Source organism: Pseudomonas sp. GW821-FHT02C04 (assembly GCF_059421845.1).
This window is the reverse complement of the sequence record NZ_JBWKVT010000001.1, coordinates 1-21,951: the sequence shown is the minus strand read 5'-3', so window position 1 is coordinate 21,951 and position 21,951 is coordinate 1. Positions and strand designations below refer to the sequence as shown.

19 protein-coding genes are annotated in these 21,951 nt (G+C 61.3%); 12 read left to right on the top strand and 7 right to left on the bottom strand.

The features are described 5' to 3' along the window. The first annotated feature begins 7 nt into the window (after positions 1–7). The 4 genes from AC07VV_RS00095 to AC07VV_RS00080 all read left to right on the top strand — a co-directional run bounded on the left by AC07VV_RS00095 (position 8) and on the right by AC07VV_RS00080 (position 3,456). A complete protein-coding gene (locus AC07VV_RS00095; RefSeq protein ID WP_495034749.1) occupies positions 8–697 on the top strand; it encodes an N-acetyltransferase in 690 nt (229 codons plus the stop codon). 4 nt (positions 698–701) lie between these two features. Continuing rightward, entirely contained in the window at positions 702–1,886 is a 1,185-nt protein-coding gene (locus tag AC07VV_RS00090) for a GNAT family N-acetyltransferase (RefSeq protein ID WP_495034748.1), read from the top strand. Further along, positions 1,858–2,649 carry a ChbG/HpnK family deacetylase gene (locus AC07VV_RS00085; protein ID WP_495034747.1) on the top strand — a complete coding sequence of 264 codons (792 nt, stop codon included), beginning with the start codon at positions 1,858–1,860 and terminating at the stop codon, positions 2,647–2,649. The genes AC07VV_RS00090 and AC07VV_RS00085 overlap by 29 nt, the downstream gene beginning before the upstream one ends. A 114-nt stretch (positions 2,650–2,763) precedes the next feature. After that, positions 2,764–3,456, top strand: a complete 693-nt coding sequence (locus AC07VV_RS00080) for a GNAT family N-acetyltransferase (RefSeq protein WP_495034746.1) — start codon at positions 2,764–2,766, stop codon at positions 3,454–3,456. A gap of 49 nt (positions 3,457–3,505) precedes the next feature. Here AC07VV_RS00080 and AC07VV_RS00075 read toward each other — a convergent pair whose 3' ends face one another. Further along, positions 3,506–4,312 (bottom strand): class I SAM-dependent methyltransferase, encoded by an 807-nt coding sequence (locus AC07VV_RS00075; protein WP_495034745.1) that lies wholly within the window; start codon positions 4,310–4,312, stop codon positions 3,506–3,508. A 137-nt stretch (positions 4,313–4,449) separates the two neighbouring features. On the opposite strand from AC07VV_RS00075, the gene AC07VV_RS00070 reads away from it, so the two are divergent. Further along, positions 4,450–4,818, top strand: coding sequence for a hypothetical protein (locus AC07VV_RS00070; RefSeq protein ID WP_096821338.1), 369 nt, complete (start codon positions 4,450–4,452; stop codon positions 4,816–4,818). Here the strand turns inward: AC07VV_RS00070 and AC07VV_RS00065 are convergent. From AC07VV_RS00065 to AC07VV_RS00045, 5 genes are all read right to left on the bottom strand, one after another. Then, on the bottom strand, positions 4,809–6,239 hold the full coding sequence (locus AC07VV_RS00065; protein WP_495034744.1) for a sigma-54-dependent transcriptional regulator: 1,431 nt from the start codon (positions 6,237–6,239) through the stop codon (positions 4,809–4,811). The two genes, AC07VV_RS00070 and AC07VV_RS00065, sit on opposite strands and share 10 nt — an antisense overlap. Then, positions 6,208–7,701 carry a sensor histidine kinase gene (locus tag AC07VV_RS00060; protein ID WP_495034743.1) on the bottom strand — a complete coding sequence of 498 codons (1,494 nt, stop codon included), beginning with the start codon at positions 7,699–7,701 and terminating at the stop codon, positions 6,208–6,210. The genes AC07VV_RS00065 and AC07VV_RS00060 overlap by 32 nt, the downstream gene beginning before the upstream one ends. 102 nt (positions 7,702–7,803) lie before the next feature. Continuing rightward, positions 7,804–8,874, bottom strand: a complete 1,071-nt coding sequence (locus AC07VV_RS00055; protein ID WP_495034742.1) for an SCO family protein — start codon at positions 8,872–8,874, stop codon at positions 7,804–7,806. A gap of 17 nt (positions 8,875–8,891) precedes the next feature. After that, positions 8,892–11,699, bottom strand: coding sequence for a multicopper oxidase domain-containing protein (locus tag AC07VV_RS00050; RefSeq protein WP_495034741.1), 2,808 nt, complete (start codon positions 11,697–11,699; stop codon positions 8,892–8,894). 158 nt (positions 11,700–11,857) lie between these two features. Further along, positions 11,858–13,306 (bottom strand): sensor histidine kinase, encoded by a 1,449-nt coding sequence (locus tag AC07VV_RS00045; protein WP_495034740.1) that lies wholly within the window; start codon positions 13,304–13,306, stop codon positions 11,858–11,860. A gap of 307 nt (positions 13,307–13,613) precedes the next feature. Between AC07VV_RS00045 and AC07VV_RS00040 the strand changes: the two genes are divergently transcribed. The 7 genes from AC07VV_RS00040 (at position 13,614) to AC07VV_RS00010 (ending at position 20,644) form a co-directional block, all read left to right on the top strand. Then, positions 13,614–14,960 (top strand): hypothetical protein, encoded by a 1,347-nt coding sequence (locus AC07VV_RS00040; RefSeq protein ID WP_495034739.1) that lies wholly within the window; start codon positions 13,614–13,616, stop codon positions 14,958–14,960. A gap of 35 nt (positions 14,961–14,995) precedes the next feature. Next, positions 14,996–17,230, top strand: a complete 2,235-nt coding sequence (locus AC07VV_RS00035; protein ID WP_495034738.1) for an Ig-like domain-containing protein — start codon at positions 14,996–14,998, stop codon at positions 17,228–17,230. Positions 17,231–17,333: 103 nt separating this feature from the next. Then, positions 17,334–17,795, top strand: coding sequence for a curlin (locus AC07VV_RS00030; protein WP_495034737.1), 462 nt, complete (start codon positions 17,334–17,336; stop codon positions 17,793–17,795). Between the two features lie 26 nt (positions 17,796–17,821). Next, positions 17,822–19,273 (top strand): curlin, encoded by a 1,452-nt coding sequence (locus AC07VV_RS00025; RefSeq protein ID WP_495034736.1) that lies wholly within the window; start codon positions 17,822–17,824, stop codon positions 19,271–19,273. A 270-nt stretch (positions 19,274–19,543) separates the two neighbouring features. Then, the gene (gene relB / locus AC07VV_RS00020; protein ID WP_085613439.1) at positions 19,544–19,750 is read left to right on the top strand and encodes a type II toxin-antitoxin system RelB family antitoxin; all 207 of its coding nucleotides are present in this window, start codon (positions 19,544–19,546) and stop codon (positions 19,748–19,750) included. Next, positions 19,740–20,009, top strand: a complete 270-nt coding sequence (locus AC07VV_RS00015) for a type II toxin-antitoxin system RelE/ParE family toxin (RefSeq protein ID WP_179695643.1) — start codon at positions 19,740–19,742, stop codon at positions 20,007–20,009. Before relB ends, AC07VV_RS00015 begins: the two co-directional genes overlap by 11 nt. A 383-nt stretch (positions 20,010–20,392) precedes the next feature. Beyond that, a complete protein-coding gene (locus AC07VV_RS00010) occupies positions 20,393–20,644 on the top strand; it encodes a hypothetical protein (RefSeq protein WP_495034735.1) in 252 nt (83 codons plus the stop codon). Between the two features lie 169 nt (positions 20,645–20,813). On the opposite strand, the gene AC07VV_RS00005 is transcribed toward AC07VV_RS00010, so the two are convergent. Next, positions 20,814–21,194, bottom strand: a complete 381-nt coding sequence (locus AC07VV_RS00005; protein ID WP_495034734.1) for a DUF6124 family protein — start codon at positions 21,192–21,194, stop codon at positions 20,814–20,816. Positions 21,195–21,951: the final 757 nt, after the last annotated feature.

The window sequence follows — 21,951 nt, the reverse complement described above, 5'->3', positions numbered from 1 at the left end:
AACGACCATGAGCATTCTGCAAAAAATCAGCGAGCAAATTAAACAGAAAGGCCTGCGTGCCACGTTGGCCAAGGTGTGGAAGCACTATTTCTTTTCCCATCAGGAACTGCTGTGGATGGAGCGCGATCTGGTCAGCCCGGTGCCGCCCCATAGCCTCAAACCCTACCCGCCGCTGCGGGTCGTGAAGATCACGCCGGACAACGCCAGTGCCTTCACGCGTTACTTCGGCGACCGCGTCGGGACCATGGCGGAGCTGGCCAACGAAGGTCACACCGGGCACATGCACCTCGACGATCACGGCGATGCGGTGGCCTTCATCTGGGGCAGCGCCCGGGACTATTTCGACCGGCATTACTACGGCTGCATGTTCCCGGTGAAACCCGGTGAGTTCTTTGAGTTCGGCGGCGAACTGACCCGTTCCTATTGGGGCACCGAACTGTCGGTGGACCTGCAACTGGAACTGTGGAAAGCCATGGCCGCCCAGGGCTGCGACAAGGTGGTGGATGTCTGCGAGTTCCACAACATCCCGGCGCTCAAGCTGCACCTGCGCATGGGCTACACCGAGCAGGGCCGGATCATGAACGTCTACACCCTGTTCGCCCGCTGGCGCTTCTACCGCGAAACCCGCTACAGCGGCTCGCGTCTGGATGCGCTGCGCAAACCTTCCCGCCCCTCCGTCACAGCAACGGCGACCTGAGCCTATGGCGCGATTCGAATGGCGCACTTCGTTGTGCGCACCTGACTTCCCGGCAGCGGCTTATGAAGCGCTGCGCCTGCGGGTGACGGATCACACGCCGTTCAACAGCCTCGGCTGGTTGATCGCGGCAGAGCAGACACTCGACGCGAGTGAGCATCTGCACATTCTGCTGGGCTGGGAGGCGGACGAATTGCGCCTGTGCCTGCCGTTGGTGGCGAGTCGTGAACGCTTTGCCGGGATACCGTTTGGCGTGGTGCATCACCTCGGTTATCCGCTGGCGGATCGCCTGGCGCTGTTGTCCGTGCTTGAGGCCGACAGCCTGCGTCAGGCGCTGTTGCTCATTCGCCAACGGATGCCCCACGCGTTGTTGCAGCTCAACGAACTGTCTGAGCCGGCGGGTGAAGAAAGCGTCCTCACCGAATGGATGGCGCGTAGCTCGACCGGCGAACGGCGCTTGAGTTGCCGGGTGCCGGTGCACTTGATCAGTGACGCCGATCTTCAGGAAGTCTCCGGTGATCCGCGCTACAAACTGCGCCGTGCGCGCAAACGGATTGCTGCGTGCGGTGCTGTCGTGCGGCGAATCATTCCCGATGCCCTGACCATGGGCCCGCTGTTGCAAGCCATCAGCGAAGTCGAGGCCGTCAGTTGGAAAGGCGACGAAGGCGTCGGCATCTTCGCCAGCGAACGCAGCCGCCGCGGCATCGAAAGCGCCTTCACCGCCCTCGCCGCCCAAGGCCTGGTGCGCGTGGTCACGCTGGAGCTGGACGGGCGCTGCATCAGCTACCGACTCGGTTTGCTCGAACAGGGCCGGCTCTACGATTACAACCTCGCGTTCCTGCCGCAATACGCCGATCTGGGCAGCGGTCGGGTGTTGCTGGAGGAATGGATTCGCTGGGGCCTGGACGATCACTGGCGCTGGATCGATGCCTCGCGGGTCAGCCTGGAAAACTCCAGTCACCAACTGCACGAACGCATGACCGGGCAACTGGAACACTGGCGCTGGAGCTTCTACTCCTGGCGCCCGAGCGGTCTGTTGCTGGGGCTTGGGCTGCGCGTCTGGCAGCGGCTCAAACCGAAACTGCAGCAGTGGCGAGCACGTCGGCAAACGGCGATCGCCCAACCCGTCGGCAAACCCGCCGCCATCACCACGGAGGGCGAACATGCCTCGCCAAGTCATAGTCAACGCTGACGATTTCGGCCTGACCCCGAACGAAAACGCGGTGATCTTCAGTGCGTTCCAGGCCGGGGTCATCAGCTCTGCGACGGCCATGGCCAACATGCCGGCGTTCGAAGCCGCCTGCGCGATGGCCCGCCATCACTTGCTGGAGGGCAGGATCGGCCTGCATTTCAACCTGACGTATGGCCGACCGCTGAGCCAGGCGATTCTTGCCCGCCCCACCTTCTGCGACAGCCAGGGTGTGTTCGACCTCAACCTGACGCGGCACAGCCTGTGGCTCGGTCGAGCGGATCGCGAGGCGGTGCAGGAGGAATTGCAGGCGCAGTGGCAACGTTGTGTCGATCATGGCGTGCGCCCGAGCCACATCGATTCCCATCAGCACGTGCACAACATCTGGCCGATCGGCGAGATCGTCGCGCGCTTCGCCGCCCACCAGGGCGTACCGGTGCGACTGGCACGTAACCTGGGGCAAAACCTCAGCCTGCCAAAACGCATATTCAAAGGCTTGCTCAACCGCCGCTTGCAAGGGCTGGCCGGTGCGACGGCGGATTACGTCTGCACCCCGGTCGACCTGCGCAACGAGCCTGCGCCGACCGACGGTGTGCTGGAAATCGTCGCGCATCCGAATCAGCTCGGGGCTGATTTCGGTGATGCCTATCTGCAACCTGGAGAGTCCCTGAGCCGCGTGTTAGAGCAGCGGCTGGCGGGCGTTCCACGGGTCTCCTATGCCGACCTGAACAAGGATTTTCTGCGCGGTGCCGCGGCACTCGATTGAGTTACACAACTTGCAATACTTTCGAAGATGTCACTTCGAAATGAACTTGCAGGCTTGATCTATACCCACAAAAGCCAACCACAAAAACACCCGGGCTTCGGCCACGGAGGGCATATGAGCGTCATTGAAAAGCTGCGCGAACGCATCAAGCAAAAAGGCCTGGGCCGCACCTTCGGCACCTTGTGGAAACGCTACGTGTTCTTCCATTGGGAACTGCTGTGGATGGAGCGCGACCTGATCAGCCCGGTGCCGCCGCACAAGCTGCGCCCTTACGAAGGCCTGCGCAAAGTCGACATCACGCCGCACAACACCGGCGCCTTCGCCAAACACTTCGGTGACCGCGTGCTGACCATGGCCGAACTCGCGGCCGAAGGTCACACCGGGCACATGTACCTCGACGCAGACGACCACGCAGTGGGCTTCATCTGGGGCAGTACCCGCAACTACCACGACCGCCATTACTACGGCTGCGAATTCCCGGTCAAACCCGGCGAGTTCTTCGAGTTCGGCGGCGAAATGACCCGTGCCTACTTCGGCAGCAGCCTGTCGGTGGACGTGCAAGTCACCCTCTGGCAAGCCATGGCCGCGCAGGGTTGCCACAAAGTGGTGGACGTCTGCGAAACCCACAACATCCCGGCGCTGAAGCTGCACATCCGCATGGGCTATCACGAACAGGGCCGCGTCACCCACGTCTACGGTTTGTTTGGAAGGTGGCGGTTCTTCCGTGAGACGCGCTATGAAGGTTCGCGACTGGAACCGCTGCGCAAACCGGGGCGGCCGGTGGTGACGGCGGCTGCGCAGGCTTGAATTGAAGAAGGCGGCCAATCGGCCGCCTTCATGACGCTCAATTCGGACTTCAGTTTTTCACCCCCACCCACGTAAAACACATCGGCATCTGCGCCTCGCGGTTCAGGTATTGGTCATACGCCTCTTCCCGGTTCGAATGCGGGTATTCCTTGAAATGCGCGATGTTCAGCCCCGCTTCGAGGGCGGCGGTGAAGATGGCGCCGAGGTTGTGCACGAACCAGTACGACGGCGCGGCCTGCTGTTCGACCTTGCCGACGTAGACGATCGGTTCCTCTTGCACGAACGGTTCTTCGCGGAAATACGAGGTCGCGAGGCGAAACGGATCCTCGGCGTCGGGATCGACCATTTCCAGGAACGGGTGGGTTTCGTAGATCACCAGTTGCCCGCCCGGTTTGAGGGTCGAGGCGACATGACGGAAAAACTCGCCGATGTCGGGCATCCAGTTGAGGACGCCGATGGTGATCAGCGCCACGTCGAAGCGACCGCGCAGTGATTCGGGCAGGTGATGAATATCGGTTTCGACGAATTCGGCCTTGTGCGGCGAGCGGCTGTTGAGCTCACGGGCCTGTTCGAGAAACGCCGCCGACTGGTCGACCCCGACGACACTTCGCGCACCCAGCGCGAACAGCGAGAGACTCTCGCGGCCGTTGTTGCAACCCAGTTGCACGACGTCCTTGCCATCGACACCGACCTGCTCCAGCAAAACGCGCAGGGTTGAGTCGAGGCAGGAGAAATCAGCCTGGGCGACCTCGGTCAGCAAGGCCTGCCAGTCGGGCGAATCCTGGTGATGACGGGCTGAATCGTTCCACGCCTGACGATTGCTTTCGATGGCGTTCTTGTTGTTTGGCACTTCCATGGCGCACTCCGGACGATGCTCTTGATTGAGCGGCCCGAGTCTAGTTGAGACTGCCGATCCAGATTGTTGCGAACTTGTAAGCCAACGGGCGGCTATAGTTAATAGCCTTGGGGAAAACCGCTTCCACAGGTGCCGTCATGCAAACGTTCAACCGGCTGCTGCTATCCGCCTGTCTGCTCGCCGCCACACAGGCGCAAGCCCTCGACAGCAACTTCAATTACTACGGGCCGAACCAGCCCTTCGCCCATCCGGCGCCGCCGTCACTGAATGCCCAGCCGCCCCGGCCGTTCGATGACACCACGCCGCAGGATTTCGTGGTGATCCCCGATCGCCACGACTTCCACGATTCACAACTGCCGACCGTGGCCGATGCGACGGTGCGGGTGTTTATCCGCACGTACGATGCCGAGCGCGGCATCTACGTCAATGACGAGGTGCTGGACCCGACGTGCCTGCTGGAGTGCCTGAGCCCGCCGAATCCACGGAGTAACGCGGTCTACCACTGACGCTTGTCCGGGCGTGCCAGGCCGAGCTTTTCGATGCGGTAACGCAGCATGTCGCGGCTCAGGCCCAGCAGGCGGGCGGACTTGGTGACGTTCCAGTCGGTCTTATCGAGCATCTTGCGCACCATGTCGCGCTCGACCTCCGGCAGGTTCATCGACTCGGTGTTGCTCGCCGGGCGCGGTTCGAAGTGCGGCACCTCGTGATGCTGATGCAGCGGCGGTTCGTCGACCAGGCTCATGCACACGTTCAACTGGTGCGCGGCGATGGTGTCGCTCGGTGCCAGCAGCACGGTCTGTTCGAGCATGTTGCGCAGTTCGCGCACGTTGCCCGGCCAGGTGTAATTGAGCAGCAGTTCTTCGGCCTGCTGGCTGAAATGCAGATTCGGTTTGCCGTAGCGCTTGCCGTGGCTGGCGAGAAAATGCCGCGCCAGCAGCAACGCGTCGTCGCCACGGGCATACAGGCGCGGCACCTTGATCGAGATGATCCGCAGGCGGAAGAACAGGTCACGGCGGAACTTGCCCTGCTGCACCATCTGTTCGAGGTTGCAGTTGGTGGCGCTGATCACCCGCAGGTTGACCTTGCGCTCCTTCACCGAGCCGACCCGACGAATGGTGCGATCCTCCAGCAGCTTCAGCAGTTTGGCCTGCAGCACCAGATCCATCTCGCCGATTTCGTCGAGAAACAGCGTGCCGCCGTCGGCCGCTTCCACCAGCCCGACGCGACGATCCTTGGCGTCGGTGAACGCCCCTTTCTCATGGCCGAACAGCTCCGACTCCACCAGGTTGGCGGGGATCGACGCGCAGTTGAATTCAATGAACGGGCCTTTGCTGCGCGCGCCGTCGAAATGCAGCGCACGCGCCACCAATTCCTTGCCGGTCCCGGTCTCGCCCTCCACCAGCACCGGCGGCAGATCGCCGTTGGTCATGCGCCGCTCGGCTTCGAGCAACTGGCCGATGGTGTTCTTCAGATGCTGCATCGGTGCCGATTCACCGATCAGCGCCTGCACCCCGGATTTCTGCGCCTCGCGCTCCTGATAGAACGACAGCGTGCGCTCCATCCGCTCGGTGGCCAGAGCCTTGTCCAGCAGCAGTTTGAGCTCCGGCAACGCGACCGGTTTGGTGACGTAATGAAAGGCGCCCTCCTTCATCGCGACCACCGCATCTTCGACATTGCCGTAACCGGTCATCATGATCACTTTCAGATCCGGCGCGCTGATGCGCAGCTTCTGGATCAGGTCGTGACCGCTCATGCCCGGCAGCGAGTTGTCGGTCAGCACGATGTCCGGCATGAAGCTTTCCAGTTGCCCCAGCGCGTCTTCAGCCGAATGGCAAACCGTCACCTCGAAGTCTTTGCGCTCCAGGTAGGTCTGAATATTGTCGGCCAACAGTTCGTCATCCTCGACCAGCAGAATGCTGTGTTCCATATTCCCCTCCCGATGCCACTTTAAAGTTGAGACTGACGCGGGTTCCTTCCTGCTCGCGGCTGGTCAATACGACCGAGCCCTGAAAACGCTCCATGATTCTTTTGACCAGTGCCAGGCCAACCCCGAGGCCGCCCTGCTTGGTGGTGAAAAACGGTTTGAACACCAGCTGTTGCTGCTGCGCGCTCATGCCTTTGCCGGTGTCGCCCAGGGTCATGCACACCTGGCCGGCATGGGGTGTCTCAATGTCGACACTCAGCACGCCGCCCTTGGGCATCGCTTCCAGAGCATTGGCAAACAGGCTATTGAGGATCTGCGTCAGCAGCACCCTTTGGCTGACGACCGGCGGGCAGTCCTGCGGGTTGAATCGCACTTCGACCCCGCTGCGACGGATCAGCGCATCAAACGCGCCCAGGGTGTCTTCGACCGCCGCCAGCAGGTCCACCGCTTCACCGTCATCGTTCATCGGCCGCAACGACACCAGCAGCTCGCGCACCCAGCGCGACATGCGGTCGACCTGACTGATGATGTCGCCGATATTGCGCTGGGCGCTCTGACTGGCCACTTCCTGGGCCAGTTCGGCGCTGGAACGGATGGTCGCCAACGGGTTGCGCAAGCTGTGGGCCACCGCCGAGGACATCTCGCCCAACGCGACAAAGGTTTCGTTGCTGATCAGTTGCTGTTGCTGGCTCTGCAGCAAGGTCGAAGCACGGCGCACGATCCAGAACAGCCCCAGGTAAATCGCCGCGCCACCGAGGATCGTCGCCGCCCAGATCGAAGCAAAACCACGATCGATGCGATCCACCAAGTCCGCCGGCTCCTTGTAGATTTCGACCATGGCGATGACTTTGCTTTTGTCGGCGTTGAACATCGGAATGTAATTCTCGATGAACAGGTATTTGGGTTCGCGCGAGAGCTTCTGTTCGGGCTTTTCGTCGTCGATCTTGTGATAGCTGGAGGACACCGGCACTTTCATTTCGAAGGATTCGTCCAGCTCGTCATCGTCCTCGAATTTCACGCCAATCAGCTCCGGGTTGGTCGACCAGATCACCGAGCGATCCAGGGCGTAGACCGTCGCCAGCAGAATGTCCGGCAAGTGTTCGACATGATCGAGAAATTCGGCACGAGCCGCCGAATGGGCCACAGGATCAACATCTGGATAGTTTTTTTCCTGACGCAGATCGAGCATTTCGCCCATGGTGCGCAGCGGCGTGATGCCGGCGTGGCGCATTTCCGCATCGCCGATGGCCTGGACGAATTGCGCCGTGAGCAACGCATCGCGCTCCACGCTCTCGGTGACCACAAAACGCGTGGAGATATAGCCCAGCCCCAGCGCCACCGCCGCGATGATGAAAAAACTGGCCAGCGAGAACCAGCGCAGCAGGTTGAACTGTCCGCCCCAACTCTTGATGGCTGCTGCCGCGACATTCGGCGCAGGTGTTTTTTGTTCTTCCAGTCGTTGCATGGGGGTGCCCTGGCGTTGTGTATCGAACCGGTTACAGCCACCTCACGACTGAGTGTAGGTGGCAATGACCGTGATACAGGACTCAATGATGCTATTTAGCCGCTAGCGCATGCGACTCACCGTTTCGCTGCTGGCGGCCGGACTTATTGGCGTCAACGCCCCGTCAGCCAAGGGCTGCGCGGTGGGGTGCTGACGCTCGGTTTCATCGCGCAGAAAGTCGATGATCGACTGCGCCGACAGCTCGTCCAGGCGCAGATTGGGCATCGGAATCCGCTCGTATTGTTCGAACAGTTGCAGTGCGATCGGGTCCTTTTCCGCCAGTACCCGATCCGGTTCGCGGATCCAGCGGTTGAGCCAGGCCGGGTCACGCTGGCGGGTCACGCCGATCAGGTCCGGGCCGATGTTGCGCATGCCGATGCCTTCGCCGTCCTGCGGGCCGAGGCTGTGGCACGAGGCGCAACGGGTGCGGAACAGTTCTTCGCCGTTGCTTGGCGGACGAATGTCCGGCGCATTGGCGTAGCTTTCCTCGATGCTTGGCTGCTTCCAGTTCTGCAGGGTGTTGGCCAGTTGATCGGCAAGGATCCACGGGTTCTCGAACGGCGACGCCTTCATCCAGCGCCCGGTGCTCTGGTTGCCGACGATCAGGCTCAGGTTGTGATCCTTGGTGCGGCCGTTGTCGACGCCCTCGATGAACAGCCCGAGTTTCTTGCGCAGGTCGGTGACGTCTTCGAATTCGCCGGTGAGGAATTTCCAGCCTGGGCCAACCTTGAAGCGTTGCGAATAAGCCTTGAGCACCTCGGGGGTGTCGCTTAAAGGGTCAATGCTGATCGAGTAGAAAAAGATGTCTTGCCCGACCCGATCCCCCAGCAGTTTCTGCACCTGGCGCAGGCGTGCGGTTTCCAGTGGGCAGGAGTCGCTGCATGAAGTGAAGATGAAGTTGATCACCACCACCTTGTCTTTGATCAGGTCTTCGAAAAAGCGCACCTGCTTGCCGTCCTGATCGGTCAGCAAGGTGTTGGGGAAATAGTCGCCACCCCACGGGGTGGCGGATTCGCTGGCGCCTTCGGGCAGCGCTTGATGGGCGATGAGCACCTGACTGCCAAGCAGGCAGGTGACCAGCACCAGGATCAAGTGCATGCCGAGGGCGCGGGAGCGCGGCGTTGGCTGTGTCATGTCGGCTCCCTCCCTTTTCATTTCTTCACGGTCACTTGCGGGCCGAAGCCATCGCCAGCGCGGAAGGTTGGCAGCGCGGCGGAGTTGACGTAGCGCACGCCATCCCAGCTCGGCAGCGGTGTCGGCATCAGCTGCAATTGCCCGGGTTTCTCAAGGTCCCAACGCAGCAGCATCGAGTTGTCTTCATGCTGGGTGTTGTGACAGTGCTCCATGTAAGTCCCGGCGAACTCGCGGAAGTTGATCGCCATTTCCACGCTGTCCAGCCCGTCGGCTTCCGAGCCGATGCGATAGACGTCCTTGCGCGCCCATTTTTCCCACTCAGGCGGGGCCTTGCCGCCACGGCTGAGGATGATCCCTTCCTCGAAGTGCACGTGCACCGGATGGCTCCAACCCTTGCCGCCAAGCTTGATGTTCCACACTTCCAGGGTGCCGAACCCGGCGGTGCCGGCATCGGTCGGGCCGCTGGCCAGTTTCGTTGATGCGTTCAACCGGCGTGGGTCCATGTGGAAGCCGAAGCCGCCATCGGTCTTGACCGTCCACGGTGCTTCATCGGTGCCGTCGCTGCGGCCGAAGGTGAAGGTGCGGTGACGGGCGTTGGCCAGCAGCGCCTTGTCGGCGGCGTTGTCGCGGTGGATCTTCAGCGGGATCATCACCATGCCTTCAGCCTTGCCCGGTTTGGCCGGTTCGTAGGCTGCCGGATCCATGGCCAGGTCCTGGCCGGTGAAAGGCTTGACGTTGAGCTGCAAGACCTTGCCCACCGCCGGATCGCCCTTGTCCCATTGCGGGCCTTTGCTGGTCTGTTTGATCACCGCCAGGTACTTCTCGGAGAGCACGTCGGACAGCGAAATCGTTTCTTTCGGGCCTTTGCCGTCGTCCTGGGCCTGGAGGTTGACGAAGAACAGCTTGTCACCCGGTTTGATGCCGTTTTTCGAGAAGTTGACGATGATGTCGAACCGTTCGGCGATGCCCTGGGTCGGCAGGGTCGCGTTGTGGTTCTGTTTGTCACCGTCGGCATCCAGATCCATCGAGCCGTCGAACGGCACGCTGTGCTCCATGATGTTGCCGTCGTTGGCGATCATGTGGAACGGCACGCGGCTGTAGGAAACGCCGGAGTTCTTCGGCCCCTGGAATTCACCGCCGGTGCCTTTGATTTCCCGTACCAGTGCGAGTTTGAAGTAGCGCGACACCGATCCGTTGAGGATGCGGAACCGATAGCTGCGGGCGCGGACGTCGAGGGTCGGTTTCCACTGCCAGTTGACCAGCACCTGATCGCCGATGAAGCCATCGGTGTTGAACGGGTTGAACCACAACTGGCCTTCCTGATCCCAGGCCTTGTCGGCGAACACCAGGTTGACGTCGTAGTCGCGGTTGCCCCACGGCAAGGCGCTGCCGCTGGGGAAACGCAGGTTGACCCCGTCGTTCACCGATTCGTTACCACGATCCAGGGCGCTGTAGTAGTTCATCATCGCCGCGTTGCCCTTGTAGACGTTCTGCGCGGTGAAATCGAGCATGTGGTCGTGGAACCAGTGGGTGCTCATGGTTTCGCGCCAGTCGCCACGGATCTTGATGGTGCCGTGGTCGCAGGTTTTCTTCGCAGGTGCAAGGTCGTTGACCCACAGGGTTTCCCCCGGTGCACACGGGAACGCCGCACGCGGATCTTCGGCCTTGGTGTTGATGCTGTCGTAACCGGCGAGCTGGATCGGCCAGCGATAGTCGTAATACTGGCCGGGGAAGAAAAATGCGTTGGCATAGCCGTCGCTTTCCGCCGGTGCGTGGCCGTTGTGCTCGTGGGTGGTGATGGTGTGCAGGCCGAAGCCGCGGTTGGCCGACGGATCGATCGGCAAGCCGTTGTAGTGGCGCATCATCACCGGTTGGCCGTAGCGCACCATCAGCAGTTTCGGCGGCAGCGTACCGTCGAAGGTCCACACCGAGTTGTGGTTCTGCACTGGCATCGCCGGGTGGAAACGCGCATCGACGCCTTTGGCTGTGCCATCAGTCGCCGGCACACCCGCGACGTTGTGGTACAGCCCGCCGGGGCCGAACTCGCCGACGGCATAACCGTGCATCTGCCGACTGTCACGCAGACCTCCATTCAGACGCGCGCCGGTCTGCACGGTCTTGTAGGCGACTTGCGGGTAGAACTCGTTCCAGCGCTGGTGAGCCCAGCCTTTTCCCGGTGGCCGGCCTTCGGCGGACGAGCCGATGTGACGGTTGAGGAACAGCTCGATCTGCGACTGCCACGGGTTGCGGTCGACGACGTTGGAGAACTGGCTCGGGAACGGCGTCAGCCCCGGTTGACGCAAAAACGCGTCCAGTGCCGTGCCGGGTGGCGCGCTGCGGGCGACGCTGTTCGGATCCTGGGCCGGCGCCGGACCGATGGCGGCTGGTGGAAAGCCCAACGGCGCGGCCGGGGTGGTCGGGTCGAGTTTTTCCGGGCCGAACTCTTCGAACAATACGATTTGCTGAGTGAACGGCTGGGCGCCGTACAACGGGCTCGGCTTGCCATTCGTGGGGTAATTGAAACTGGTCTGCACGGTCGGCGGCAGGATGTTTTCCGAACGCGTGGTGTTGCGCGTGCCTTTCACCCCGTCAGGCAGATCGAAGGAATCTTCGTTGGCCTCGGGCATGGTCAGGATGGCGTTGAGTGCCGCCGGTTCATCGGCCGGCTCGTCGTAGTACGCCGACGGGTCGGAGGCTTCCGGCTGGTTCTCGTCATCGATCGGGCTCGCTCGAACCCCCGCCATGGTGCCGAGGGTCAATGCCAGAAAGACGCTTAACGGCGTCAGCAGGAATAACTTGTTGGGGTAACGCGTTGCTCTGTCCATCACCAGCCGCCTCATCTAAGGAAGGGGTGATGGTGTTTTGCAATTACCTCGCCAAAGTATTAATCCCCGTTGAAACAAGCCGTTACAGACGCTGTTGGATTCCCCACTCCCCGGTGACCGGGGCCTGACACCCGCTCCTGGGGGAAGTTCACCCCAATTTACTGGATGAGTTGAAACGCCAGACGAACGGTGGTGCCCTCGCCTTCGCGACTGTCCAGGGTCACACCGCCGCCGAAGCGCTCCATGATCCGTTTGACCAGCACCAGCCCTACACCGAGCCCACCCTGTTTGGTGGTGAAAAACGGCCGGAACGCCATGCTGCGCTGTTCATCGTTCATGCCTTTGCCGGTGTCACTGAGCATGACGCTGACACCTCGGCTGTCCGTTGGCTCAAGCGTAATGGTCAGCGTGCCGCCCTTGTCCATGGCTTCCAATGCGTTGGCCAACAGGCTGTTGAGGATTTGCGTCAGTTGCACCGGTTGGCTCAGCACCATCGGCGTTTGTTGCGGATGAAACACCACGTGTACCGCGTTTTTGGCGATCTGCTGTTCGAACGCGACCAGACTCTCGTGCAGCGCCGCCACCAGGTTCACCGGCTCCGGTTCGTCGTTGAGCGGTCGCAGCGATTGCAGCAGTTCGCGCACCCACTTCGACATGCGATCGACCTGGCCGATGATGTCCTTGATGTTCTTCTGCGCCGGCCCCGCGTCGAATTCCAGGGCCAGTTCGGCGCTGGAGCGGATGGTCGCCAACGGGTTGCGCAAACTGTGTGCCACCGCCGAGGACATCTCGCCCAGCGCAACGAAGGTTTCGTTGGCGATCAGTTGCTTTTGTTGGACCGCCAACAGGATCGCCGCCCGACGCACGATCCAGTACAGCCCCAGATAAATCAGCCCGCCGCCCAGCGCCGTGGCCAGCCAGATCAGGGTCAGACCGCGCTCCATGCGGGCGATCAGGTCTTTGGGTTCCTTGTAGATCTCGACCATCGCCGTGACGTTCTTGCCATCGGCGTCGAACAAAGGAATGTAGTTCTCGATGAAGATGTATTCCGGCGGCACCACGAACTTCTGCTCTTCACGGCCCTTGTCGACGTCGTGGTAACTGGCCGAGACCGGAATCTTTTCATTGAATGCCCGGTCGAGGTCTTCGTCGGCATGAATGCGGGTGTTGGTCAGCGCCGGATTGGTCGACCAGATCACGGTACGATCCGGCGCATAAATGTTGGCGAGAATCACATCCGGCAGGTGTGCAATGTGATCGAGAAACTCACCCCGGGCGCTGGCCCGGGCCGCTGGGTCTACGTCAGGAAAATCCTTGTCCTGGCGAGGGTCGAGCAACTCGCCCATGGTGCGGATATTGGGGATCGATACGTGGCGTACTTCTGCCGCAGCAATGGCCTGGATGAACTGCGCCGTCAGCAAGGCATCGCGCTGTACGCTTTCCTCGATCACGAATCGCGTCGACACCGCCCCCAGCGCCACGGCGACCGTGCCGATCACCGCCATGCTGATCAATGAAAACCAGCGCAGCAGGTTGAACGGCTGCTTGCGCGAACTCAGCCGCAAGCTGCTCTCCTCGACCGGTAGCGATTTTGACTGCATGTTCATGGCGGCGACTTCCCGATACGTCCCTATAGGGTTATAGCCCACCGTTGGGTGATTGCCCGGATGCGGGGGGTGAACGGCCCCACGATCACAAATCTGCAAATCCGGATTGCCGATGGATCCCCACAATCCCCAATCCTGGGGACTGTCGCCCGATGCCCGCGTTGCAAAAAATCCCCACCCTCACTCGCCAACCCTTGCACCACGGGCCTCTCCCGCCCGTTGCCCGGCCGTTGGTATGGAAGTTGTAAAGCCCCTCTGCAACTGACCCACCCCCAAGGGGCAGGCACTTCGATAGAGGGATTAACTCATGCACCCTTTACTGTCCAAAACCGCGACCGTCCTGGTCGTGAGCGCCTTGGCCCAGGGCATTGCCCAGGCCGCTCTGTTCGCCGTCGATCCCGGCCCCTATGCCCCGGCGACCGGCGGATTTGCCAGTTGGTATCAGGACACCCACGGTCGTACGCTGGACCTGTGCCTGTCCAAAGCGCTCAGCTCGCGCGTGCCAAGCACGCCCGGCGCCCCTTCATACATGTGCTCGCTGATTCCGACCCCCGGTGTGTTCGACGACGCCCAACCGATCGTCTTCCCGAGCAACTTTCCCGACGAAGCGTTCTGGTTCACCGCCGACGGCACCGTTGTCGATGCGGCCCGGGGCATCAACCTGTCCTACGGCTCGGCCGTCGAAGCGGCGTTCAGTGGCGGTGATCCGGTGGAAGGCGACCAGATCAGCTTCGCCCGCATCCGCATCCGGGTCGATGTACCCACCGCCGGGACCTACGTGATCACTCACCCGTACGGCGTCGAAGTGTTCACTGTCGACACCCCCGGTCGTCGTGCGATCAACATGACCCGCGACATCGGCATCGGCAGTCCGAAAACCTACGACGGCGCGCTCAAGGGTGACGTCGGGCCGTTCCTGCGCAGCGTCAACGGGCCGTACACCGAGACCAATCCGGTGAGCGGCGGCGCCGAACAGTTCGTCGGCGACCCCAACCTGGAAGAAGCAGTGACCGGCAGCCCGTTCAACACCAATTTCATCCGCATCGAAGGCCCCGGCGGCATCGACCTGCGCACCACAGTGTTTGCGGTCTCCGGCAAGTTGTCGACGGTGGTCCGGCCGACGCCGCTGATCACCGAACGCAGCACCTACTCGCGCAAACCCGGCGACAGTGCCCCGGTCGCCCAACAAGACGTATTCGTCAAAGCCCCGCCTGCTCCGGCCACCGTCGCGGTCACCAGCAGCACGCCGGTGCTCAACCTCAAGGAGGCCGACAGCACCGGCAGCTGGTACGCGCAATCGCAGGTCAACCCGACCTTGCCGTCCACGCTGCAAGTGACCGCCGACAACCACCTGGCCATCGCGACCAGTTCACCGACCACCCTGCCCATGACCCTGACCGACCTGGTGGTGATCCAGCGCGCCGAGTACAGCCTGAGCTCCGGGCAACTGACGTTGGTGGCCTCGACCAGTGACGAAACCTCGCCGCCGGTACTCACCGCTACCTCCGGCAGCGGCGCCGCCATCGGTGCGCTGGGCGGTGACGGCGCAGTGAAAACCCTGACCACCGGGATCACCCCGATTCCACCGGCCAAGGTTCGGGTGACGTCGTCCAATGGCGGCAGCGATACCGAAGAAGTGGTCATCGTGCAATGAACGCTCACATGCCCAGATCCGCATCAGGAGGCATCATGAACAAGTGGCCACGCTTCGCGCTCAACGCGCTCGGGCTGACAATCTCGCTGACCGGCAGTGCGTTCGCGCAACTGGCCGCCGTCGATCCCGGCCCCTACACCTTTGCCACCGGGAAATTCCCGATGTGGTACCAGGACAACAACCTGCTGTCGATGGAGCTCTGCCAGTCCCGCGCCGCCAGCTCGCGAGTGCCGGCCGCCACACCGCCGGCGTACATGTGCACCCTGCTGCCGGAACCGGGGATTTTCGACGACACGCTGCCGATGGTCTTCCCCGATAACTGGCCACCGGAAGCCTTCTGGTTCCTGGCGGAAACCAATATCCCCAACAATGGTGCCGGTTTTGGTATGGACGCCTATGTCGCCGGGATCGAAGCAGCGTTCGCCTCGGGAAACCCGGTGGACGGTGATCAGCAAAGCTTCGCGCGGATCCGTATCCGGGTGAACGTACCCGTTGCCGGGACCTACACCATCACCCACCCGTACGGCGTGGAAACGGTCACCGTCACCACGCCAGGCCGGCGGGCGATCAACATCACCAAGGACGTCGGCATCGGCGCTCCGGGCAACTTCAGCGGTGCGCTCAACGGTGCCATCGGCCCGTTCCTGCGCAGCATCAACGGGCCGTACACCGAAGTGAACCCGGACACCGGCAACGTCGAAACCTTCGTCGGCGACCCGAACCTCACCGAGGCGGTGACCGGCAGCCCGTTCAACACCAACTTCGTGCGGATCGACGGTCCCTCGGGCGCCGGCTCGATTCAGACCACCCTGTTCACCGTCGCCGGCAAGGTCCTCGACAACCGTCAACAGACCCACGTCGCCCTCGATCGCGCGACCTATCGCCGGACGTCGGCCGGCGTGCGTACCGAAGTGTTCGCCAAGGCAGACAGCAGCTCGACCCTATGCTTTCGCGAAACGTTGGCGCTGCTGCCCGGCCCACCGAAGACGCCGTGCCAGACCAGCCTGTTGGGTGATAACAACGGCCTGTTCTTCGGCCAGCGTCTGGGCAACGGGACCCTGCCATCGGTGATCGTCGTGACTGCAACCAACCCGGCCGGGACAACGCGCCCGACTTCGGTATCGGCCAAGCTCACCGACGTGGTGAAAATCCAGACCGCCCGCTACAGCTGGGCCAATCACAGCCTGTTGATCGAAGCCACGTCAACCGATGAAGTCGCCGTGCCGGACATGGTCGCCCAAGGCTACGGACGCCTGTCGAAAACTGGCACCCTGCAAAAAATCACCGTCGCCGACCTGACCCAACCACCGGCCACCGTCACGGTCAAATCCGCCGCTGGCGGCAGCGACACCGAGCCGGTCGTGGTGGTTGGCAACGCGCCGGACACCGGTGAAAACCAGGCGCCGCTGTCCGTCGCCGACACCGGCAGCACCAGCTTCGGCGTGCCGATCACCCTCAATGTGCTGACCAACGACAACGACCCGGACGGCAACGTGCCGCTGACCATCACCGCGCTGACCCAACCGGCGGCCGGCCAGGGCACCGTTGCGCTGAACGGCACCACCTCGGTGGTTTACACCCCGCCAGCCGTGGTCAACGCACCGCTGACCACGACCTTCACCTACAAGGCCCAGGACAGCAAAGGCCTGGCCTCGGTGAACCCGGCCACGGTGACCATCAGCGTCGCACCGAACCGGCCACCGACCGCCGTCGCCGACAGCGTCGCCACATTGGGTGTCGCGATCCCGATCAACGTGCTGGCCAACGACACCGATCCGGAAGGCAACACGCCGCTGGGCGTCGCCAGCCTGACCCAACCACCGGCAGGACGCGGCACGGTCAGCACTGACGGCACGGTGATCACCTACACCCCACCGGCCACCGTGACCACCGCATTCACCACGACCTTCACCTACATCGCCCGGGACAGCTTCGGCGCCCAGTCGACGCCGGCCACGGTCACTGTGCAAGTGTCGCCACGGCCAGCGGCGGAAACCTTCACGATCACCACCTCGACCGTGCAGGCCCGTTCCGGCAACCGCTTCAACTGGGACTTCGCCGGCACCTCGTCGGTGACCACCGGCAACACCATCACCGTGCAGGTCACCACCCCGACCGGGCTGGTCACTCTCGGCACGACGACGGTACCGGTCACCGGACGCTGGCGGTTGACGCTCAACAACACCAACGTGGTGCCATCGGCCAACCCGACCGCCACCATCCGCTCGTCCCAGGGCACCGTACGGACCATCTCGGTGACCACCCTCTGAGCCCACGCCCCACCCGCCCCACACCGCCTGGCGCGGAGTGGGTGGGGCCGGTCTCAGCCACGATTTCAGGTTTGAGCAACACGACACACCACAGGACAACGCCATGAATACGCCGACCGCCGCCCTGCTTTGCCTGCTCGCCCTGTGCGGCAGTGCGGGCGCGCGCGCCGACGACCTGATGGAAAACGACGACCTGGCGCCCTCCGCCGACCTTGGCGAACTGCCGCCCCCGGTGGGCCAGCAAGCCCTGATCGACCAGAACGGCCAGGCCAACCTCGCGCTGCTCTCGCAGAACGGTCAGTCGCTGCTTGGAAAGATCGTGCAGTCGGGCAGCAATCAAGAGGCTTACATCCTTCAGCAAGGCAGCGACCTGATGGCATTGATCACGCAAAACGGCTCCGGCAACGCCGCGTCCATCACACAAAACGGCAGCCACAACCGCGCGCAGATTTCGCAAAACGGCAACAACAACGACGCCAGCATCGAGCAGGCCGGCACGGGGCTGCAAAGCGCCGTGACCCAGTCGGGCAACGGCATGAGCGTTTCGGTCAAGCAATACCGCTAAGCACTGCAATCATCGGAGAGTTCATCATGTTCAAACTGACGCCCCTCACCGCCGCCATCCTGGTCATGATCAGTGCCCAGGCCATGGCCGACGACAGCCTGTCCACCCAGAGCCAGGTCGGTACTGCCAACATCGCCGATGTGAAGCAGACCCAGGCCCCGTTCAGCAGCGCCACCCAGACCCAACTGGGCCAGGGCAACGACGCCGCCGCCGTGCAAGACACCGCCAGCAGCGTCATCACCCAGGACGCCGTCGGCGACTACAACGCCGCCTATGCCGAACAACTTTACGAAGACAACGGCACCATCACCCAGCAACAGTCCGGCGCCTTCAACACCACCCACGCCAGCCAGTCGCTGGGCTTCGGCGCCCCCAACACCGCCCTGCAACAGCAGCAAGGCACCGGCAACTTTTCGTTCGTCTACCAGGACTCGCAGAACGGCAGCGAAGGCAAGACCTTCCAGTTCGGCGACAGCAACGAAGCCAACATCGAGCAACTGTACGAAGGCAGCGGCAACAGCTCGGTGATCACCCAATACGGCACCGCCAACTACGGCACCGCCGAACAGGTCACCCACAACGGCGGGCAGATCGGCATCAACCAGGCCGGCGAAAACAACTACGGCTACGCCGACCAACGCAACGGCACCGGCGGCAACATCACCATCAACCAGTTCGGCAACCTCAACGGCAGCGAAATCTGGCAAGACTCGCAACTGGCCAGCCAGGCCACCGTCAACCAATACGGCGACAGCAACGAAACCGTGGTCGACCAGAGCTTCGGCGAAAACAACACCGCCGCCGTCACCCAGGTCGGTAACACCAACGCCATCTACGCCGACCAGTTCGAGTCGGTCAACTCGACGCTGTCGCTCTATCAAGTCGGCAACGGCAACGTGCACTACACCTACCAGAGCGGCGACGGTCACACACTCAACGCCACCTCCGTGGGCAACGACAACAAGGTCTACGCCAGCAACTGGAAAGGCCCGCAACACGGCGGCCAGTTCGGCAGCAACCAGCGCGCGACGATCAATCAGGCGGGTAACGGCAACATCGCCAGCTTCACCCAGGACGGCGTCGGCCACATCATGACGACCCACCAGACTGGCACCGGCAACAAAACCACAGTCAGCCAGGCTGATTCCTACAACGAGCTGTACTTCGATCAGAACGGCAGCGACAACATCCTGATCTCCGATCAACGCGGCACCACCAACCTGGCCCAAGGCACCTCGAACGGCACGGGCAACAGCACCGAGTTCGACCAGTCGGGCACCGGCAACCAGGCCTACACCGCGCAGCTGTATGGCAGCGACAACACGATCACCGTGAAACAGGCTGACACCATGAACGTGGCGTACGTGACCCAGGGCGGGACGGGGAACATTGCCAATGTGGATCAGAGCGGGATGACACAGACCGCGAATATTCAGCAGTTCGGGTCGGCTAACCAGGCGACGGTTTTGCAGCAGTAAGGGTTGGGTGTTGGAAAACCGCGACCTGTTGAGGGTCGCGGTTTTTTTTGCGCTGACGCTTGAGTGGCGTCCTACGGAAAACGGAACGTTTTCAGAAAATCGGGGAGTTTTCTGACGAATTCTGGCGGTTGGCCGTCGGAAGTGCAGGCTCTAGGATTTGCCGGGACAACTTGATCCCCATGGAGCTTGGCCAACATGCAATTCATCCAGACAGCGACGACAGCGATACCGTTACCGAATAGACTTCCAGGCACCAAACCCGGAGGTTCCATGATCGACCCGTCTTTGATCGACCCACTGTGCCCGGTTGTTTCGGATCTTGGTCCTGAGGAACAGGCTGCGAGTTATGACCGTTGGTTGATCGCCAAAATACAAGCTTCCATGAATGACCCACGTCCGAGCATTCCTAATGATCAGGTGATGGCCGAAATGCATGCCCTGATGGAAGCAAAGCGTAAAAAATACGATGCAGGTTGAGTGGCAGCCCGAAGCTCGGGCTGAACTCCTGCACATTCTTGACTACATCAGTGACCGTAATTTCAAAGCGGCTAACAAGCTTTCAAACGCTATCGAAGCCGCCACGGTTACCCTTACCAAACATCCACACCTCTATCGAGTGGGGCGAACTCCCGGCACTCGTGAGATGGTCGTACATCCCAACTACCTGCTCATTTACCAAGCGGTGGGCCGGATAAATATTCTGGGCGTTGTGCACGCACGTCAGGAATATCCGTGATGTGGCGCTCGGTCACAGAATGAGTGACCCCACTGAAGCAAAAAATGCGCTCCCTTTTGGGGGCGTTTTTTTTTCGCTGGTGCTTGAGTCGTTGATCGTTCCCACGTCGAACCGACTCGGGAAATGCCTCAAGGGACGCACCGCGTTCCAGCTCGCGAATTTGACGCGGAGCGTCCGGGGCTGCATTCCCACGCAGAGCGTGGGAACGATCAATAATCCAGCGTTGGACTCCCCGCCTGCTTCCTTACCATAAAGAGTGCCATATTCTCTTCCGCAAATACTTTTACTCCTAATAACTCTAAGCAACTGTCATTTCTAACAGGTGACAGTGAATATGACGACGAATACCTTTTTGTTTCAACTAACAAAATTGGACTACCACCATGGAAAGTATTTCAGCAAGAAATGAACTAAAGGATATTGGTGTAGGGAAAATGGTAAGCGTTTTGGGGATTATGGATTTCCCTAACGCTCATACCACTCGACGTGGAGAAATCACCTCTGTAGACGAAACTTCTGTATCAATCAAAAAGCCAGATGGAAGCAATACAAGCGAAGTAATTAACTACGACAAAATCATCTCTATCAGCGGCGAGCCCCTCACATCGCTGGATTGGCCACCACCTTGGCCTTAGTTAGCCATCTTAGCGAGGGACCAGTTTTTGACTAAGACACGAAGACATCGGTCATTTTTGGTACTGCAATGACGGAAGACGGTCGGTTATCCCTGACGCTATTGGATGGATGTAAAAACAACGCGACTCAGTTATTGGGTCGCGTTGCTCATTCAGCGGTTGATACTGATCAGTCCTTCAACTCGACGTGATCCAAGGCCTGATTTACGGCCAGTTCACCCAGCATGAGGATCTGAGCGATGCCCAGGGCGGTCTTGCGGTGGGCGGGGTCGAGGGCGGCGGCGAAGTTGTTGAGCATTTCGCTGGCCGAGCCCAGGGACTCGCAGGCGTTGGCGAGCAGGGATTCGGTGTTGTAGGCCGGGTTGGCGAGGTACATCGGGGCGGGTTCGTTGACGCTGCCCATGATGTGGGCGCCGGGGCAGAGGTAATGGTCCAGGGCGCGTTCGGCGGCTTCGTGGAGTTTTTTGGAGTTGATGGAGGTGTATGGGGAGGTTGGGTCGGTTTCGAGACTGGCTTGGTTTTCGGGTGGGTTGGGTGTTGGTTTTTTCATGATTTTTTACCCTGTATGACGGTTATAGCTGGCCCTATTCGGTTTCCAAGCGAATAGGTGGCAGCTGTACGCAGGCTGGAAACCCGGGACAGAGCAACCCGGCAGACACGAGGTCTCCTACGCACAGCCGCCATAACAAAGTGCACACCATGAGGGTGCGCAGGATACGTTATGAATGGCGCTTGTGCGCTCTGTTGTTACGCGGGTTTCCATGCCCGATCACTGAATTGGCAGCGACCGAAACAGGCTAGAGCCCGCGCTTCCGACGGACAACCTGAAAACCTTGTGGGAAGGATCGTTAAAACAGACACAACTTTTAAACATTCGAGAATGGGACGCGGAGCGTCCCGGGCTGCATTCCCACGCGGAGCGTGGGAACGATCAAAGCAAAAGCAGTCCGCTTTCTGCTTTCTGCTTTCTGCTTTCTGCTTTCTGCTTTCTGCTTTCTGCTTTTCGCCTCTCACCACTCAACACGATGAGCGTTAGCTCGAGTAAAGCTTTTGACGTGCCGGCCCCATCGGAAGGCTGAGTGGAGGGATTTATCCGGGGGTGGGAGCGCAGCGACCGTTCGACGAAGTCGAACACATCGAGAGGAGGTGCAGCGAAGCAAACCGGAGGCGATGCCCCCGGATGAGTCCCGGAGCGAAGGAACCCCGAGCCCCAGCGAGGGGCCGAACGCCGGGGCCCAGCGTTTTGCTTACTTTTGGGCGTCTGCAAAAGTGAGTCGCTAATGAAATGGCTACCCCCGCTGCCCCCC

Bases quoted from the DNA above. Each gene is read 5' to 3' on its own strand.
- AC07VV_RS00095 (WP_495034749.1), top strand. From the start codon at position 8: ATGAGCATTCTGCAAAAAATCAGCGAGCAAATTAAACAGAAAGGCCTG.
- AC07VV_RS00090 (WP_495034748.1), top strand. From the start codon at position 702: ATGGCGCGATTCGAATGGCGCACTTCGTTGTGCGCACCTGACTTCCCG.
- AC07VV_RS00085 (WP_495034747.1), top strand. From the start codon at position 1,858: ATGCCTCGCCAAGTCATAGTCAACGCTGACGATTTCGGCCTGACCCCG.
- AC07VV_RS00080 (WP_495034746.1), top strand. From the start codon at position 2,764: ATGAGCGTCATTGAAAAGCTGCGCGAACGCATCAAGCAAAAAGGCCTG.
- AC07VV_RS00075 (WP_495034745.1), bottom strand. From the start codon at position 4,312: ATGGAAGTGCCAAACAACAAGAACGCCATCGAAAGCAATCGTCAGGCG.
- AC07VV_RS00070 (WP_096821338.1), top strand. From the start codon at position 4,450: ATGCAAACGTTCAACCGGCTGCTGCTATCCGCCTGTCTGCTCGCCGCC.
- AC07VV_RS00065 (WP_495034744.1), bottom strand. From the start codon at position 6,239: ATGGAACACAGCATTCTGCTGGTCGAGGATGACGAACTGTTGGCCGAC.
- AC07VV_RS00060 (WP_495034743.1), bottom strand. From the start codon at position 7,701: ATGCAACGACTGGAAGAACAAAAAACACCTGCGCCGAATGTCGCGGCA.
- AC07VV_RS00055 (WP_495034742.1), bottom strand. From the start codon at position 8,874: ATGACACAGCCAACGCCGCGCTCCCGCGCCCTCGGCATGCACTTGATC.
- AC07VV_RS00050 (WP_495034741.1), bottom strand. From the start codon at position 11,699: ATGGACAGAGCAACGCGTTACCCCAACAAGTTATTCCTGCTGACGCCG.
- AC07VV_RS00045 (WP_495034740.1), bottom strand. From the start codon at position 13,306: ATGAACATGCAGTCAAAATCGCTACCGGTCGAGGAGAGCAGCTTGCGG.
- AC07VV_RS00040 (WP_495034739.1), top strand. From the start codon at position 13,614: ATGCACCCTTTACTGTCCAAAACCGCGACCGTCCTGGTCGTGAGCGCC.
- AC07VV_RS00035 (WP_495034738.1), top strand. From the start codon at position 14,996: ATGAACAAGTGGCCACGCTTCGCGCTCAACGCGCTCGGGCTGACAATC.
- AC07VV_RS00030 (WP_495034737.1), top strand. From the start codon at position 17,334: ATGAATACGCCGACCGCCGCCCTGCTTTGCCTGCTCGCCCTGTGCGGC.
- AC07VV_RS00025 (WP_495034736.1), top strand. From the start codon at position 17,822: ATGTTCAAACTGACGCCCCTCACCGCCGCCATCCTGGTCATGATCAGT.
- relB (WP_085613439.1), top strand. From the start codon at position 19,544: ATGATCGACCCGTCTTTGATCGACCCACTGTGCCCGGTTGTTTCGGAT.
- AC07VV_RS00015 (WP_179695643.1), top strand. From the start codon at position 19,740: ATGCAGGTTGAGTGGCAGCCCGAAGCTCGGGCTGAACTCCTGCACATT.
- AC07VV_RS00010 (WP_495034735.1), top strand. From the start codon at position 20,393: ATGGAAAGTATTTCAGCAAGAAATGAACTAAAGGATATTGGTGTAGGG.
- AC07VV_RS00005 (WP_495034734.1), bottom strand. From the start codon at position 21,194: ATGAAAAAACCAACACCCAACCCACCCGAAAACCAAGCCAGTCTCGAA.